The following is a 16770-nucleotide window of genomic DNA, read 5'->3' on the forward strand; positions in this document are numbered from 1 at the left end:
CTCAACCTAATAAGCTTTTATATATTGCATGAAACTCTTCTGCTTTTAGGCTCGCTGCACCTACTAAAAACCCGTCTAAATTAGCTATGTCTGATATTAGACATGAATTATCGGCACTTACTGATCCTCCATATAATACTTTTGCTTTTGACATAGTTGTGATCATATCAACAACTTCTGCAATTTCTTCAACAGTGGGTATCACCCCCGTACCGATAGACCAAACCGGTTCATAGGCAATAACCGCATTTTTTTGATATAAAATTTGAGAGTTTTCAATTTGCTCCTTAATGAAACTCAGGTAAGTTCCCTCTTTCCTTTTATTCAACTTTTCACCTACACATAAAATCGGGATTAAATTACTTTGCACTGCTAAATCAATTTTTCGGGCTATTTCTTCACCTCGCTCATTGAAAAATTTTCTCCGCTCGTAATGCCCGATTATTACATACTTACACCCAATATCAGTAAGCATTTCACCACTAACTTCTCCCGTGTAAGAGCCTTTTGGAAATGAGGCAATATTCTGTGCGCCAAGCTTTACAGGACTGTTCTTAGTTATATTATTTACTAAGCTGAGATAAGGATGAGCAGGGCACAGCACAACTTCAGCCTGTTGCCCAGTAAGCATATTAACATAATATTCCGCAAGGCTTTTTAAGCTTTCTGAATTACCGTTCATCTTCCAATTAGCAATCAATATTTTTTTGTGCATAGAAACAATACTTTATTAGACTGTTAAAGATATAAAATTATATTTGTTTAACTCTAATAGCAAGTTTATTGCAAAACTCGTATTCTTGACTTTATCGGATTTGAATGCTAGGAAATTAAGCAAAATAAATTTTTGGTGAACTTATGAAAAAGTACCGGGTTTTGGCTACGATTATAGCTGCTCTAACCATTACTTCCTGCTCAAAAGCAGATAAAGAAACAAATTACCCTAAATCAAGGGAAGACCAAGAGTTGGAAAGAATGGGTAAACTTACCGGAGATGACGGAATAGTACTTTTCGGCGGCTCCAAGAAAAAAGGTAAATCAGTTGCCGATGCTATAAATGTTAACAGCTACCTGTGGAGAGCTTCTCTGGATTCGGTTCATTTACTGCAAGCCCCCCTTATTTCAGCTGACCCTTTCGGCGGGGTTATCATCACTGATTGGTATACAAGCAGCCCTAACGCTAAAGAAAGATTTAAGTTTAACATTATGATTATCGGTGCGTCTTTAAGATCCGATGCGGTTAAAGTTTCAGCTTTCAAACAAGTTAAAGATGCTCATGGAGCGTGGAAAGATAGCCCGATTACTCCACAATTTTCAAGAGATATGGAAGATAAAATCCTACTTAAAGCCAGAGAAATTAAAGTAAATAGCCTTTAAACTACCTTAAACATTATTTCTCGTTAACACTTAATTAACCTTTTGTTGCTAGTATAACGCTATAAAAGGTTAATTATTTTGTTATATTATGAAAAATCCTAGTAACTACGAAAGGCTTCAGCAAAACCAAGAAGAAATTGGACAGAAAATTGCTGCTTATATAAATACTCCTTTAAAAGACATTCCTAAGCCTAAAGAGATTGAATTTGATCTCCAATCTCCTAATTATAGCAAGTTAATTGAACAGCTGGAAGAGAATAGAGATGCCGGTGAAGGGATAAAATGGACAAGAAACACTTTAGAAGACGGTTCTAAAGTTCTAATTAGAGATGCACGTAACGTTAACCCTGCTGCTCCGCCGCCGCTTGATAGCCCTGAGTCATATAAAATTCAATTTTTAAATGCCGCAAGAGCTGCTGAGGAGATATTGAATTTAGAGCTGGGAAAAGCTACCTCGCATGAAATCCAAGACATAAAAGATAAAGTTCGCATAACGGTAAAGAATTTTTTAGACAATAACCTTGGTAAGGACGATATAAAAAAAGAAAATACTACATTAGTGGGGATCCTCAAAGCAGCAGGCATAGAGAATGCCGGGAAAAAAATCTCAGTTGCAAAAGATTTCGGTAACCTTTCCGATCAGCATTATCATGTGACCACAATTACCAAGCAAAAAGATAGTCAAGGTAAAGATAGCCTAGTCGTGGAATCAGATGCCATGCTTCTTGGGTTAACCGAAAATCAAAAGCTTCAGTATCTGGCGATAAAACATGCGAAAAGAGGAGAAAATATAGAACTCACAATAAAAGGTGAGCAGGTAAATATGGATTGGTATAATAACCTTGCACCGCATTTGAAAGATTTGGTACACAAGCATGCAGGAGAAATTGCCGAAGGAAATTTTGTGCTGCCGACTCAGTTGAGAGGCGAGTTGATAGGCGTACGTAATGCCCACTCTAAGACAACTTATATAACTCCTCCCCTTGATGAGCTTCAAACCTCGACGGAACCGTTAGTAATGAAGTCAAGGACTTTACATGCGGGCACTGCATCATTTCACGGCAAACAAGTTTCAAAAGAAGAACGCCAGGAGATAGCGACTGAGAACTTAAGGCAGCTGCAAAGTTTCGTGCCCCAAGGAAGAACCACAACTATTAACGTGCTTAATTCACCGGCTAACCCGACCGGGATAGATAGCGCTATCCATGAGCAGGTAGGTAAGGGACAGGAAAAATTAAAGGGAAATAGAGCAACAACCCCGTTTAATATTTGGCGACTGGTCTCCAGAAATGATAACACCGGCTTTGAGAAAATTTTGTCGGATGTAGGTATTATTTCCAATAGTATAGGTTTATTAGATATTGCAAAGTTTTTAACCACAGGAAAAAATGAGCAAGCAGCCAGAGAACAACTTGTTAGACAAAAAGTAGAAGGCTATGAACCTGAAGCATTAGAGGCTTTAGAGCATGCAATTAATGCTAAGCATCTTACGACCACTTCACATCTTTTTAGAGACCCTAATAATTCCAACCTCGCACTAAGCACTGAAATGAATGCAGTTGCCTTCTCTCTGCTTCACGGGGCTTTAAATAAGCCTGCAGACCTTAACAAGATACCGCTAAGTGAAGTAGTAGTCCAATGTGCAAGCGGTAAGGATAGGACAGGATTAGAACTCACTGACCAATCTTTTAAAGCAACGAATGAAGCATTACAATTAAAAGGTAAACAAGGTCAACAAATTGAGAACCTAAAAACTCAAGTAAAAGGCGGGCACACTCAATTTATGGCTTCAGCCAACGGCGGAACCAGGGGAGCGCATGGCATTAAAAAAGATACGCTCGCGGCTTTCCCGCAGGATCCCTATAAAGATAATATAGAAGGTCTTCAGCAAAACACGGCAAGCCATAATAAATTTAAATATGAGGATAGGGAAAAACAGCCTTTGGTTACTAAGATAATTAATAAGATTTTAGATGCCGTAACAAAACCGTTTAAGACAAATAAAGATGAAGAGATTACCTCTCCTGCTACAGAAAAGCCAAGTATTGCAAAGTTCAGCGATATAAGTTTAAAAAAATTTGAAGAGGAAAAGTCTAAAATGAAAGAGGATATTAAGCCGCAAACTCATGGTGAGCACCCGAGGCCTAAATGGGCAGAAGGGGTCATAGAAAGAAGAGAACAAAAATCTACTGTTCAATCACAACCTCAACGGGGTTAGTTAAGGTCACTGCCGATAGGAACCGAGAACCCCCTCAGGAAAGCTTCTGTGTACACCATTTTCCTGCCTTCTCTTTGTACTAATGTAGGCTTTATCACTCCTTTCTTACATGCTATCGTCAGGTGATCATCAATTACCGTGCCGCTAAGGGCATCCATCGAAGTTGACTCATATTCAGCCGTGATAATTTTTATCTTTTCATTTCTAAATATAAAATAAGCTCCGGGCTTAGGGCTTAATGCTCTAATCTTAGCATTAACCAGATGTGCGCTCATGTTCCAATCAATTTTTTCTTCATCCTTGAAAATTTTATTAGCATAAGTCAATCCTTCTTCAGATTGCTTCTTCCAAACCGCAGTACCGCTTGCAATTTGCTCAATCGTTTCAAGTAATAGTTTTGAGCCTCTTTCAGCTAAAACACCTGCAAGCTCTCTACCCGTCATATTCTGAGGAATAACATAAGGTTCTTCCAAAATAACATCGCCCGTGTCTAAGCCTTCATCCATTTGCATAATGCAAATTGCGGTTTCTTCATCGCCGGCCATTATACATCTTTCTATCGGTGCTGCTCCCCGCCATCTGGGAAGTTTTGAAGGATGAATATTAAGTGCTCCGAACTTAAATGCTTCTAAAACCGCTTTCGGTAAAATTAAACCATAAGCCACTACCACTATTATATCAGCGCCCAAAGCTTTCAGCTTTTCTACTTCGTCAGGGTTTTTCAAATTTTTAGGGGTAAAAACCTGTATGTCATGTTTTTCAGCTATAGTTTGAACAGGACTGCACAATAATTGTTTTCCCCTGCCCGCAGGTTTCGGCTCTCGCGTGTAAATAGCAAGCACCTGATGTTTAGAGCTAATTAAAGCCTCTAAAGCCGGGATTGCAAATTCAGGGGTACCCATAAATACTATTTTCATACTTACTCAACTATTTTTTGTAAACTATCTAATGAAACTAAAAGAATTGCAACTTTAAAGTAATTTAAGCTGCACAATATTTTCTTTAGTTATAGATAAATAGATGGTTTTTAAACTTAATTTTTATTAATTACCTTTTTTAGAAAATATAAGAAATTTATTATAGTTTCGCATTATTTCTTGCAACCGGCTCTTTATAATATTATAAATTTGCTATTAGAGAAATAATTTTTGCGTCAATGAGGAAATTACAGAAGTTTGATAAACTACATATCATCCTATTTTTAGGTATATTTATATCACTGGCTTTTAACGTTAGTTTTTATATTTCATTTAACGACCTGGAAAAAGATCTGGAGACTATTACTGCTCCCGAAGAAATGGAAGAAGCTAAGCCGGAAGTAATAGAACAGGAAAAAACTCCAGATCCTACAGATTCTTTAATGTTATTTACCGTACAATCAGGCGATACTTTATTTAAAATATTTTCAGATGCAGGTATTGCAATAAACGATTCCTATTCTATCAGCTCGGCAATCAATAAAGTTTACGAAGTTTCAAAGTTAAAAATCGGTAACCAAGTTGAGGTTAAATTTTTAGCGGAAGCCGATAAACCCGAGGATCATGATTATTATTCAAAAGTAAGTTATATAAAAGTAATTACCGATGATAAAATAATCGAAGTAAAGTATGACAATAAGGAAAAAGAATACATTGCTAACCTTGTAGTAATACCGCTTACGGTTAAAGAAGTTTTCGCCCATGGCACAATAAATGATAGTTTATATTTATCAGCCGTTAATTCCGGTGTAAGCCCATATGCGATAATGGATCTCATAAAATTATTCAGTTATAACGTTGACTTTCAAAGAGATATAAAACCAGGTGATGTATTTGAAGTATATTATAACTGTTTAATTAATGAGAAGGGGCAAAAAGTAAGGGATGGAAATATAATTTATGCTGCCGTAACTCTTGCAGGCAAGAAGAAGGAGATATTCAGATTTTTATCAGACCATCAAGCTACTGATTATTATGATAATAAGGGAGAAAGTATACGTAAAACTTTATTGAAAACTCCTATAAGCGGAGCCAAAATCTCTTCAGGTTTTGGTATAAGAAAACACCCGATTTTAGGGTATTCAAAAATGCATAAAGGCTTGGATTATGCAGCACCCAGAGGAACACCCGTGTTTGCCGCAGGTGACGGCATCATTCATTTTATTAAAGTAGTTAAGAACGGTTATGGGAAACATTTAGAGATTAAACATTCTTCCAAGTATTCTACCCTCTATGCACACCTTGACAGGTTCGCAAGCGGTGTTGCAAAGGGAAGCCGGGTAAGCCAAGGAGACATAATAGGTTTTGTCGGTTCTACCGGGATGGCAACCGGCCCTCATTTACACTATGAAGTACGTGAACGCGGCCAACAAGTCAATCCTGCAAAAATCAGCTTTCCTAAATTCCCTGCTCTTACAGGAGCTGATTTACAAAGATTTAAAAATCAGCTAAAAGGTATGGAAGAAAAAATTCTTATGTTTAAGAAAAAAGATGCGAATAAATAATATAAATATGAACACAACAAAAAAGATAGCTTTTGCTTTATTAATACCGGCTATACTTTCATCCTGCTCTGCTCAAAACCCGGCAGCCGTACGTCATAAAGGAAACTATTATTACGGTAAAGACGGTGTTTCTAAATATGCGATAGTCTATCCCGGGCAAACGCTTTTACAAATCGCAGTTGAGAATAATATTTCTCTTAAAGATTTAGCTAAAATTAATAAAATAAGCCCACCTTACCGTATCTATGCCGGTCAGCATATCAGGCTCCCGAATGAGCTTTATCATATTGTGCAGCCGGGTGAATCTTTAATGGGCATATCTTTAAGATATAAAGTTTCTTTTGCTGATATGGTAAAAATAAATGATATCCATCCGCCTTATCATGTTAAAATAGGGGAAAAGCTAAGGATTCCGTTAACCAGTAAAGATAATACCATTCACGCTGAAGAGCTTGACCCGTATAAAGGTGTGGCACAAGAGAAAGCAGCTCCTATCATTCCCCTTGATGACGGAGGGAGCAATATATCTAATTCTAAATCAGAGGCAAGTAAAGATGCCTATGAGGAAGAAGAATTTCAAAGTTTAGAAAAACAATTAGGTGATGAAGAAGGTAGAAATAAAAGCAAATCTTTATTAAAAGAGAATGGAAACAGCCCAGCTACTGATTTATCTTATAGCCTACCAACTCCTTTAAATTCAGATAAATTCGTATGGCCTATCGGAGACAATGCTAAGGTTATATCTCATTATGGTCAAAGCCCGGGTAAATTCAGTGAGGGGATGTCAATTGCGGCTCCGCTTAACTCTCCCGTCGCGGCTGTAAGTAGGGGTGAGGTAATATATGTCGGTAATGATGTTGAAGGCTACGGTAAAATGGTGATCATACGCCATGAAAATGATATTTTGTCAGCATATGCCCACAACAGCTCGGTTCTAGTTAAAAAAGGAGATAAGGTATCAAGAGGGCAAACCATTGCTAAGGTAGGTAAAACCGGAGACGTAGATAAAGCACAGCTCTACTTTTCATTGCGAAAAGGAAAATCGACTATTAATCCTGAAAAGCTTCTGAAGTAATAATAAGTATATCTTTATAGATATTGTTACTAAGCACTATATGAAAAAGGCGACCCTATAGCCGCCTTTTTATTTTATAGTTAGATATTAAAATTATACTCTTAGCGCACCGTTAACCGGGATAACCGTTCCGGTAATAAACCCGGAAGCATCATCAGCTAAGAATGCTATAACTCTTGCTATTTCCTCTACATTACCTAAGCGCTGCATCGGTACTTTAGCAACAATTGCATCTAAAGCCTCTTTCGGCATTGCTGCAACCATTTCAGTGCTAATATATCCCGGTGCTACTGCATTAACGGTTATTCCGGCTCTTGCGCTTTCCAGTGCTAGTGCTTTTGTAAAACCTTCAATCCCTGCTTTAGCAGCAGAATAGTTGGTTTGCCCCATCATACCGTTGGCATTAACCGAGCTCATGCTGATAATTCTGCCGAATTTACTATCCCTCATCTTTTGAATAACTGATTTAGACATATTAAATACAGATGAAAGATTAGTATCAATTACTGCCTTCCAGTCTTCATACGAGAGTTTATGCATCATAGCATCACGTGTAATCCCTGCATTGTTTACCAGAATTTCAACATTGCCGCCCAAATATTCTTCTGCTTTTGCCACTCCTTCTACACATTGATTATAGTTAGACACATCCAATTTAAAAGTTTTTATGCCGGTTTCCTGCTCTAATTTCTTTGCCAAATCATCACTTCCTGCATAAACAACTGCCACTTTATGGCCGGCTGCTTTTAAAGCCATTGCTATTGCTTTTCCGATACCTCTGGTTCCACCTGTAACTAACGCTCTTCTTCCCATTATTTTTCTCCTATTTTATTATTTATCTTTCTATACACATAGCAACACCCATACCACCACCGATGCAAAGAGTGGCTAAGCCCTTTTTCGCATCTCTTTTATTCATTTCATGGATAAGGGTTACTAAAACTCTTGCGCCTGATGCACCGATCGGATGACCTAATGCAATTGCTCCTCCGTTCACATTCACTTTAGTCTCATCTAATTTTAAGCTTTTGTTTACACAAATTGCTTGTGCTGCAAACGCTTCATTAGCTTCAATGAGATCAAGGTCATCTACTCCCCAACCGCATTTCTCTAATACTTGTTGACATGCAGCTATCGGCCCTGTTCCCATAATGATAGGGTCCACTCCTGCTTGGGCAAAGTCCTTAATTTTTGCTAGTATTTTTAAGCCTCTTTTTTCTGCTTCTTCTTTGCTCATAAGCATTAAAAGTGCTGCCCCGTCATTAATACCTGAAGCATTACCGGCAGTTACCGTGCCATCTTTTTTAAATGCCGGCCTAATTCCTGATAAAGCTTCGTAGCTGGCTCCTGCACGAATAAATTCATCTTGATCAAAGACTATATCGCCTTTTCTGGAAGGTATAGTAACCGGTACTATTTCATCTTTAAACTTGCCTGCTTTTTGAGCGGCTTCCGCTTTATTTTGCGAATTAACCGAGAATTTATCCTGATCTTCTCTGCTGATATTAAATTGTTCGGCAATTTTTTCTGCTGTTATACCCATATGCACGTTATTAAATGCATCCCATAATCCATCTTTAATCATTAGATCGGTTAGTTCTGCCGACCCCATTTTAGTCCCGTTTCTCATATGCACTGCATGTGGAGCACGGCTCATATTTTCCTGCCCACCGGCAATTACTATTTTGGCTTGCCCGGTTAGGATTGCCTGGTGCCCTAATGCTACTGCCCTTAGGCCTGAACCGCATACTTGATTAATTGTGAAGGCAGTTGTCGTATAAGGTAAGCCGCTTCCTATTGAAGCTTGTCTTGCCGGATTTTGTCCTTCACCTGAGGTTAAGATCTGCCCCATTATAACTTCGCTCACCTCATTCGGTGCTACTTTAGTATTTTCTAAAGTTTTTTTAATTAATATTTCTGACATCTTATGTGCAGGCATTGAACTTAAGGTTCCGTTAAAATTCCCTACTGCCGTCCTTAGTGCGCTAACTATTACTACTTCCATAAAAAAACCTTCTCCTTAAAAATAAAATTTTGATCCCGCCTAAACTAATAAGTTACATGACTTTGTAACAATTGACAATTATAGTTACTTAATATTCAGCGCAGTAACCAGATAAGAAATAAATTGTTAATCTAATTGCAATCAAAATCAATGATTATTTTGTGACTAAAAAATTTATAATTTAATAGTATGGTATACCTTGCTTTCTTTAGAACATTAGTTATTTTAAAATACCTAATTAAATAATTTACGAAAAAGAATGCATACATTTCTAACGCCTAAAGAAATAATTGCCGAATTAGACAGATTTGTTGTTGGTCAGGATAATGCTAAGCGTGCCGTAGCAATTGCACTTAGAAACCGTTGGCGCAGAAAACATGTGCCTGAAGATATTAAAGAGGAGATTGTTCCGCATAACATTTTAATGGTCGGTCCTACTGGAGTCGGTAAAACTGAAATTGCAAAAAGACTTGCAAAGCTTACAAGCTCTCCTTTTATTAAGGTAGAAGCTACTAAATTTACCGAAGTCGGCTATGTAGGTAGAGATGTAGATTCAATTATTAGAGATTTAATGGATATTTCTATTAATTTAGTACGTGAAAATATGCGCAAAGAAGTTACGGAAAAGGCGACTATTGCAGCGGAAGTTAAGTTAATTGATGCTATGGTCGGCGAAAGCGCCAGTGAAGAAACAAAGCTAAAATTTTATGAAAAATTCAGAAAAGGTAAAATGGACGGAAGTGAAGTTGAAATCAAGGTAGCCGATAATCCGTCAATGAATTTACCGACTTTTGATATACCGGGAATGCCGGGCGGCCAGATGGGAGTGTTAAGTATTGGGGATGTACTGGGCAAAGCTTTGGGCGGGCAAAAAACTAAAACAGTAAAACTTAATGTTAAGGATGCTTTTGAAGCATTACTCAAGGAAGAGAGCGATAAGTTACTAGATGAAGAAAAAGTTATTAGAGAATCAATTAGGCTGGTAGAGAATGAAGGGATAGTATTTATTGACGAGATCGATAAAATTGCCTCTCGTAGTGCAAGTCAAGGCCGTGGAGAAGTTAGCCGTGAAGGGGTACAGCGTGATTTATTACCTCTCCTTGAAGGTACTGTGGTAACTACAAAATACGGCTCGGTAAAAACCGATCATATTTTATTTATAGCATCGGGCGCATTCCATTTAGCTAAACCTTCGGATTTACTTCCTGAACTTCAGGGCAGGCTACCGATTAGAGTGGAACTTAACCCTCTTACCGAAGAAGATATGGTTAAGATATTGAAAGATCCTGCTCATAGCTTACCGAAGCAATATACCGCATTGCTTGCAGTGGAAAATGTTGAGTTGGAGTTCAGTGAAGACGGTTTGAGGGAAATAGCGAAAGTAGCTACTGAAATTAACCAGGAAGTAGAAAATATCGGAGCTAGACGACTACATACCATTATGGAAAAACTTTTAGAAGGTGTAAGTTTCTCGGCAACTGAAACTCCTTATGCTAAGGTGACGGTTAATCGTGATTATGTAGTTGATAACCTTACCTCTTTAACCAAAACCCATGATTTAAGTAAATTTATACTTTAGAAAAATATGTTTGAATTTATAATAGTTGCTTTTATTTCTTACTTTATGGGATCTATACCTTTTGGGTTAATACTTTCCGAATTACTGGGTCATGGCGATTTAAGAAAAAGCGGATCAGGTAATATAGGAGCAACTAATGCCATGCGCGTCGGCGGAAAAAAGTTAGGAATACTTACTTTAATTTTAGATGCACTTAAAGGCGTTATACCAATAATAATCTTTCTGTTTTTAAATTTTAGCGACACGCTGATTGCATTATGCGGAGTGGCAGTAGTATTAGGCCATGTATTCCCTGTTTGGTTAAAATTTAAAGGGGGTAAAGGGGTCGCCACTGCTGTTGCAGTACTTCTTGTTTCAGTACCCTATGTCGGATTAGTGTTTGTATTTTCATGGCTTTTAGTTTTTGCTTTGAGTAGAACGGTTTCCCTGGCATCTTTATGTGCAGTACTTTGTTCGACTATTACAGCTTTCTGGTTTGCTACTCCTTATTTTATTATGAGCCTAGTGCTCTGCATACTTATCTTCTATAGGCATAAGGAGAATATAAAACGGATATTAAACGGTACGGAACTAAAGTTTAAAAAATAAAGGCTTAGTTTTTAGAAATCATTACCAATAAAATTAATAAATTCTATTGCATGCTTAACAAGGCTCCTACGTTTCTTATTCTGGCTATTGTTTTTATCGCTGTAACCAGATCTTTTTAGGTTCTTATAGAGCCGGTTTGAACACCATTAAAAAAAAGATAATAACAAGACTTATAAATGCCGGCCAACCTAAGCTGAACCAAATATAAAAAAGTTTATAATATTTATCGGGTATAGGTAGGTTATTTCTCATGCTGTTATTAATTATTTTATATAATTGAATTTGTATCCATACTACCGGCAGCCAGCATAACCCGGCAATAATATATAGTATATAAGTAATAACTAACCACGTTTCTAAAAAATTATATCCAAGCATATGAAGTAATATAAACCCTGAAACGGGCTGGATAACAACCGCAGGGGTAGTAAATAAAAAATCTGCAATAACCGTAGATTTAGCGGCAAATAATTTAACGCTAATGTTATCGGATAGGTTAGACCACCACATAAAAAAAGCAATGCCGATGCCTGTGCCGAATAAAATTGTCGAGCTTATTATATGAATAGTTTTTATAACCAAATACCATTCCATCATTTATCTCGCTCAATAGCTATCATGACTAATGTTATAAGTAATATTGGTATATTTTTCATAAGCGCTCCCAGAGGATCAAACCATAAGGTGTTCTCGAGCACGGTTAGAGTTACGGTATAAACAAAGATTAAAATTAGTTGTAATAACCCGACCTGAGTTACTTTGTATCTTAACATTAAACATAGACCGAATATCATATCAACAAAGCAACCGAGCGGAAGTAAAATATTTATAAAACTTGGTTTTATATTTAAGCTAAGCATCAAATTATATGCCTTTTCCGGGGCTACCGCTAAACTGATCATCCCGGACATAAACCAGAAAACACCTAAAATAAAGCATATACAGGGTTTTAAAAAATAAAGCCTTGCATGCCATAAAGATTGTACGGTAAGCGGTTCCGTCGCAAGTGCAATCTTAAAACTTTTAGGGGTAATCTCGGTTTCACGGATAAATTCTTCCGCACTTGCCGTATTACCATGCTCCATCATATGATATGAAGTACTGTTAAGCGGGGCTATATTTAAAATATCACCGATTTTACAGAAAAGGCGAATTATCGGTTTAGGGATCTGTACTGCTTTAGTAGGTTTAAGTCCTAACCAACTTCTGAAGCTAAAGAGTATTTCTTTTACGGTTAGCTGTTCTAATCCCGCGACCTTAATTACTTTTTGAGTCGGTTTATCTTTGTTAATAAAATATGCTATACTGTCGGTCAAATCGTCCATATGAACCGGTTGAAATTTTTGCATGCCGTCGCCGACCAGGGGAATTACCGGCAATACGGACAATGCCCTAAGCAATGATGTGCCGCCGAAACTACCTGAAGCATAAAGTAGAGAAGGCTTAAGTATTACCCAATCAATCTCCTTAAAACTTTGCAAATATAAGTCCGCTTCTCTTTTACTTGCAGAATATTCCGTAAACTTTTCATCATCAATGCCCAGGGCTGAAATATGAATGATTTTTTTTATTCCTGCAAGCTTAGCCCCTTCAAATAAAGCTATTGTCCCTTTCGCATGGATATCATGAATATTATCTCCGGCTTTACTCTGTAAGATCCCTACTGCATTTATTATAACATCCATACCTGTTAATCTTTCACCCCACACTGCAGGATTATGATCGGTATTAAAATTACAGTAAACTATTTTGCAGTTAGGGAACTTTAGTCTCGTTCTTTCTACATCCCTTACCGCACAAACTATTTCGTGACCTAAACTTATTAGCTTAGCGGTTATATAAGCACCAATGAACCCATTTGCTCCGGTTATTAAAATTTTCATTTAATTTGTAGTTTTTTAATATTTTTTCATCTTATTTATATAGATGAGAGTGTCAACCTATTGCTTTTTCGGGGTGGGGCACTTTCCTAATATTTTAGTATATTAATTCTTTCTGTCTGATTGCAATATTTATGAAAATGTTTATCTTATGTTCTAAACAATAATCCTGCTGATTTTATGACCGAGCTTACGAATCTGACTATTTCCGAAGCGAAAAAGCTTCTTGCCTACAAAGAAATTACTGCGGTTGAACTAACCGAAGCACATTTGAAAAACGCTGAACACTCGAAGCTTAATGCTTTTACGGTGCTTACTCATGAAATAGCTCTTGCTCAGGCAAAAATTTCCGATTCAAAAATTCAAAGTAACAGCGGCGGGATAATAGAAGGTATACCTGTCGGGGTTAAGGATTTGTTTTGTACTAAAGGAGTTTTATCTACTTCCTGTTCACATATTTTAGACGGTTTTAAGCCTGAATATGAATCCAGTGTTACTACTAATTTGTTTAGTAATGGCGGGATCATGATCGGCAAGACCAATATGGATGAACTTGCCATGGGTTCTTCCAACACCACCAGCTATTACGGCAATGTAATCAACCCGTGGAAAAGAAAAGACGATGATACCGATCTGGTACCCGGGGGCTCTTCGGGCGGTTCTTCAGCGGCTATTGCCGCTAAGCTTTGTATGGGAGCTTTAGGGAGTGATACAGGCGGTTCCATCAGACAGCCTTCGGCATTTTGCGGGATTGTCGGGATTAAGCCAACTTACGGCAGATGTTCAAGATGGGGAATGATTGCATTTGCAAGCTCGCTCGATCAAGCGGGCGTATTCGCAAGGACGGTTGAGGATTCAGCTCTCATGCTGCAAAGCATCTGCGGTTATGATAAAAAAGATTCAACTTCAATGAACATGCCCGTTCCAGACTTTAAGCTTGCTCTGGGGCAAAGCATCAAAGGTTTGAAGGTAGGGATTCCGAAGGAATATCGGGTAGAAGGCACTCATCCTGATGTGACTAAAATTTGGGAGCAGGGGATCGAGTGGTTAAAGTCTGCAGGAGCTGAAATAGTTGAAATTACATTACCGAATACCAAATATGCACTTGCTACTTACTATATTATCGCCCCTGCTGAAACTTCCTCAAACTTATCACGTTTTGACGGCGTAAGATACGGATTAAGAGTATTACCGCAAAAAGGGACGCTTGACGATATGTATAAAGAAACACGTGCAACAGGCTTCGGGAGAGAAGTTAAGCGTCGTATTATGATCGGTACCTATGTTCTTTCGGCAGGTTACTATGATGCGTATTATCTCAAAGCTCAAAAGGTAAGGAGATTGATCGCGAATGACTTTCAAGAGGCATTCGGCAAAGTTGATGTAATACTGACGCCGACTGCACCTTCTACAGCCTTTGCAATAGGGGAAATTAAGCAGGATCCGATTACCATGTATTTAAATGATGTGTTTACCATTCCGGCAAGTTTGGCAGGTCTTCCGGGTATTTCCGTACCGGCAGGCTTAGGTTCCGACGGGTTGCCGCTTGGTTTGCAGCTGATCGGAAAATCTTATGATGAGGAAACTGTGTTTAAAGTTGCTGATATTATTGAGAAATGTGCTAACTTTAAGGGGATTTGAAATATTTAATTAATAATTAAGAGAGGGTATATGGAGAATAATGTCCAGTCTAATATCAGACTAGAAACTGATACATTCGGTGAAATAGCCGTACCGGCTGATAAATATTGGGGAGCACAAACCGAGCGGTCATTCGGAAACTTCAAGATCGGTGAAGAAAGAATGCCTAAGCCTTTAATAAAAGCTTTGGCGGTAATTAAGAAATGTGCCGCAGCGGTAAACTATGAGATGCAATTACTGGATAAAAAAATTGCAGATACGATTTGTGCAGCTGCCAATGAAGTAATAGAGGGTAACCTTGAAGATAATTTTCCGCTTGTAGTTTGGCAAACCGGATCTGGTACTCAAACCAATATGAACATGAATGAGGTTATCTCCAACCGCGCGATCGAGATGCTGGGCGGAAATATGGGTTCTAAAAAACCCGTACACCCTAATGATCATGTGAATATGGGACAATCATCCAATGATACTTATCCTACCGCAATGCATATCGCCGCAGTCTGTGAAATAAATGAAAAATTAATTCCGGCTCTTAATTATATTCATCAAGCTTTAGATAAAAAAGCTAATGAGTTTGAAAATATTATTAAAATCGGCAGGACGCACTTACAAGATGCAACTCCCATGACATTAGGTCAGGAATTTTCAGGATATACTACCCAAATTTCCTATGGGATTGAAAGAGTAAAAGCAACCTTACCTAGGCTTTCCTTACTTGCTCAAGGCGGGACTGCGGTCGGAACCGGCTTAAATGCAAGCCCGGGATTTGCAGAAAAGATAGCCGATAAAATTTCTACCGAAACAGGATATAAATTTCAAACGGCACCAAACAAATTTGAAGCATTAGCATCTAATGATGCTTTGGTTGAAGCAAGCGGCGCTCTCAATGTGCTTGCCGCAAGCTTAATGAAGATAGCAAATGATATTAGGCTATTGGGCTCAGGCCCCAGGTCAGGTTTGGGTGAACTGATGTTACCTGAGAATGAACCGGGTTCCTCTATTATGCCGGGTAAGGTAAACCCTACCCAATGTGAAGCTCTAACAATGGTATGTACCCAAGTGATGGGCAATCATGTCACTATAACCGTAGCAGGTTCAAACGGCCATTTTGAACTTAATGTTTTTAAACCGGTGATAATTTATAATTTCCTCCAATCGCTAAGGTTGTTATCCGATTCTATGGTAAGTTTTGTTGATCACTGTATTTCAGGAATTACCGCAAATGAGGTAAGGATTCAAAAACTTATGCAGGATTCTCTAATGCTGGTTACTGCTTTAAACCCGCATATCGGTTATGACAATGCGGCAAAAATTGCTAAAAATGCGCACAAAAAAGGCTTAACACTCAAACAATCAGCTTTGGAACTTGGTTTGCTTTCCGAAGAACAGTTTGATATGTGGGTCAAACCTGAGCAGATGATTTAATGCATTTCTGATTTTAGCTCTTAGAAAGGGTATTACAAAATAATAATAATTTATCTTGTAATACCAGTACAGTACAATAAGCTCTTCCTGGTAATTTTTATTATAATGCTTTTTTAGTAAACTCAAAAAGCTTACCTTTATGAGTGGAGAGATTACTGTAATGAATTTAAGCTTTACAATGCTTTAAAGTTAGCGCAAATATTGAGATACTTTGTATTTGCCCTCAGTTTCAGTCGAGTTGAAAACCATTTGAACTTAAATTAGTTTCAAAGTTATAAAGGTTATATTGTAAAATCTTTAAAAGACTTTATTAATAGTATTTCATAATTTTTTAAATACAAGTAAATATAACTATTGATATTATACCTGTACTATCATATAGTAACTCATGTTTTTAATATTAATGAAACACATATTTAATTATTTTAATGTATAATAAGCATTTTAATATTAATGAAACACATATTTAATTATTTTAATGTATAATAAGCATTTTA

At 37.6% G+C, this 16770-nt stretch carries 14 protein-coding genes; 8 read left to right on the forward strand and 6 right to left on the reverse strand.

The features are described from left to right. Window position 1 precedes the first annotated feature (1 nt). On the reverse strand, window positions 2-715 hold the full coding sequence (gene tpiA, locus NF27_RS09055) for a triose-phosphate isomerase (protein ID WP_039458584.1): 714 nt from the start codon (window positions 713-715) through the stop codon (window positions 2-4). A 143-nt stretch (window positions 716-858) separates the two neighbouring features. Here tpiA and NF27_RS09060 point away from each other — a divergent pair, with 143 nt between their 5' ends. Then, complete coding sequence (locus NF27_RS09060; RefSeq protein ID WP_039458587.1) at window positions 859-1377, forward strand: DUF3576 domain-containing protein; 519 nt, start codon at window positions 859-861, stop codon at window positions 1375-1377. 88 nt (window positions 1378-1465) lie between these two features. Beyond that, window positions 1466-3595, forward strand: coding sequence for a hypothetical protein (locus NF27_RS11415; protein WP_053332740.1), 2130 nt, complete (start codon window positions 1466-1468; stop codon window positions 3593-3595). Here NF27_RS11415 and fmt read toward each other — a convergent pair. After that, a complete protein-coding gene (gene fmt / locus NF27_RS09070) occupies window positions 3592-4512 on the reverse strand; it encodes a methionyl-tRNA formyltransferase (RefSeq protein WP_039458589.1) in 921 nt (306 codons plus the stop codon). The genes NF27_RS11415 and fmt overlap by 4 nt on opposite strands. 239 nt (window positions 4513-4751) lie before the next feature. Here fmt and NF27_RS09075 point away from each other — a divergent pair, with 239 nt between their 5' ends. Both NF27_RS09075 and NF27_RS11420 read left to right on the forward strand, forming a co-directional pair. After that, window positions 4752-6077: a M23 family metallopeptidase gene (locus NF27_RS09075; RefSeq protein WP_053332741.1), complete on the forward strand. Its 1326-nt coding sequence runs from the start codon at window positions 4752-4754 to the stop codon at window positions 6075-6077. A 7-nt stretch (window positions 6078-6084) separates the two neighbouring features. Continuing rightward, window positions 6085-7152 carry a LysM peptidoglycan-binding domain-containing M23 family metallopeptidase gene (locus NF27_RS11420; protein ID WP_161791846.1) on the forward strand — a complete coding sequence of 356 codons (1068 nt, stop codon included), beginning with the start codon at window positions 6085-6087 and terminating at the stop codon, window positions 7150-7152. Between the two features lie 93 nt (window positions 7153-7245). Here the strand turns inward: NF27_RS11420 and phbB are convergent, their stop codons facing one another. Both phbB and NF27_RS09090 read right to left on the reverse strand, forming a co-directional pair. After that, entirely contained in the window at window positions 7246-7965 is a 720-nt protein-coding gene (gene phbB, locus NF27_RS09085) for an acetoacetyl-CoA reductase (protein ID WP_039458593.1), read from the reverse strand. 22 nt (window positions 7966-7987) lie between these two features. Further along, window positions 7988-9157: an acetyl-CoA C-acetyltransferase gene (locus NF27_RS09090; RefSeq protein WP_039458595.1), complete on the reverse strand. Its 1170-nt coding sequence runs from the start codon at window positions 9155-9157 to the stop codon at window positions 7988-7990. A gap of 259 nt (window positions 9158-9416) precedes the next feature. On the opposite strand from NF27_RS09090, the gene hslU reads away from it, so the two are divergent. Both hslU and plsY read left to right on the forward strand, forming a co-directional pair. Beyond that, window positions 9417-10736, forward strand: a complete 1320-nt coding sequence (hslU, locus tag NF27_RS09095) for an ATP-dependent protease ATPase subunit HslU (RefSeq protein ID WP_039458597.1) — start codon at window positions 9417-9419, stop codon at window positions 10734-10736. 6 nt (window positions 10737-10742) lie between these two features. Beyond that, window positions 10743-11324: a glycerol-3-phosphate 1-O-acyltransferase PlsY gene (gene plsY / locus NF27_RS09100; RefSeq protein WP_039458599.1), complete on the forward strand. Its 582-nt coding sequence runs from the start codon at window positions 10743-10745 to the stop codon at window positions 11322-11324. Between the two features lie 123 nt (window positions 11325-11447). Here the strand turns inward: plsY and NF27_RS09105 are convergent, their stop codons facing one another. Continuing rightward, window positions 11448-11918 carry a DUF2269 family protein gene (locus NF27_RS09105; protein ID WP_053332743.1) on the reverse strand — a complete coding sequence of 157 codons (471 nt, stop codon included), beginning with the start codon at window positions 11916-11918 and terminating at the stop codon, window positions 11448-11450. Beyond that, window positions 11918-13207: an SDR family oxidoreductase gene (locus NF27_RS11635; protein WP_068982024.1), complete on the reverse strand. Its 1290-nt coding sequence runs from the start codon at window positions 13205-13207 to the stop codon at window positions 11918-11920. The genes NF27_RS09105 and NF27_RS11635 overlap by 1 nt, the downstream gene beginning before the upstream one ends. Window positions 13208-13384: 177 nt before the next feature. On the opposite strand from NF27_RS11635, the gene gatA reads away from it, so the two are divergent. Together gatA and fumC are read left to right on the forward strand one after the other, a co-directional pair. Beyond that, a complete protein-coding gene (gatA, locus tag NF27_RS09115; protein WP_039458604.1) occupies window positions 13385-14845 on the forward strand; it encodes an Asp-tRNA(Asn)/Glu-tRNA(Gln) amidotransferase subunit GatA in 1461 nt (486 codons plus the stop codon). A gap of 30 nt (window positions 14846-14875) precedes the next feature. Then, window positions 14876-16273 (forward strand): class II fumarate hydratase, encoded by a 1398-nt coding sequence (fumC, locus tag NF27_RS09120; protein ID WP_039458607.1) that lies wholly within the window; start codon window positions 14876-14878, stop codon window positions 16271-16273. Window positions 16274-16770: the final 497 nt, after the last annotated feature.

It is taken from the genome of Candidatus Jidaibacter acanthamoeba (genome assembly GCF_000815465.1).
In the GTDB taxonomy this organism is placed as follows: Bacteria; Pseudomonadota; Alphaproteobacteria; order Rickettsiales; family Midichloriaceae; genus Jidaibacter; species Jidaibacter acanthamoebae.

Coding starts and splice junctions, on each gene's coding strand:
- tpiA (WP_039458584.1), bottom strand. CDS start 715: ATGCACAAAAAAATATTGATTGCTAATTGGAAGATGAACGGTAATTCA.
- NF27_RS09060 (WP_039458587.1), top strand. CDS start 859: ATGAAAAAGTACCGGGTTTTGGCTACGATTATAGCTGCTCTAACCATT.
- NF27_RS11415 (WP_053332740.1), top strand. CDS start 1,466: ATGAAAAATCCTAGTAACTACGAAAGGCTTCAGCAAAACCAAGAAGAA.
- fmt (WP_039458589.1), bottom strand. CDS start 4,512: ATGAAAATAGTATTTATGGGTACCCCTGAATTTGCAATCCCGGCTTTA.
- NF27_RS09075 (WP_053332741.1), top strand. CDS start 4,752: ATGAGGAAATTACAGAAGTTTGATAAACTACATATCATCCTATTTTTA.
- NF27_RS11420 (WP_161791846.1), top strand. CDS start 6,085: ATGAACACAACAAAAAAGATAGCTTTTGCTTTATTAATACCGGCTATA.
- phbB (WP_039458593.1), bottom strand. CDS start 7,965: ATGGGAAGAAGAGCGTTAGTTACAGGTGGAACCAGAGGTATCGGAAAA.
- NF27_RS09090 (WP_039458595.1), bottom strand. CDS start 9,157: ATGGAAGTAGTAATAGTTAGCGCACTAAGGACGGCAGTAGGGAATTTT.
- hslU (WP_039458597.1), top strand. CDS start 9,417: ATGCATACATTTCTAACGCCTAAAGAAATAATTGCCGAATTAGACAGA.
- plsY (WP_039458599.1), top strand. CDS start 10,743: ATGTTTGAATTTATAATAGTTGCTTTTATTTCTTACTTTATGGGATCT.
- NF27_RS09105 (WP_053332743.1), bottom strand. CDS start 11,918: ATGGAATGGTATTTGGTTATAAAAACTATTCATATAATAAGCTCGACA.
- NF27_RS11635 (WP_068982024.1), bottom strand. CDS start 13,207: ATGAAAATTTTAATAACCGGAGCAAATGGGTTCATTGGTGCTTATATA.
- gatA (WP_039458604.1), top strand. CDS start 13,385: ATGACCGAGCTTACGAATCTGACTATTTCCGAAGCGAAAAAGCTTCTT.
- fumC (WP_039458607.1), top strand. CDS start 14,876: ATGGAGAATAATGTCCAGTCTAATATCAGACTAGAAACTGATACATTC.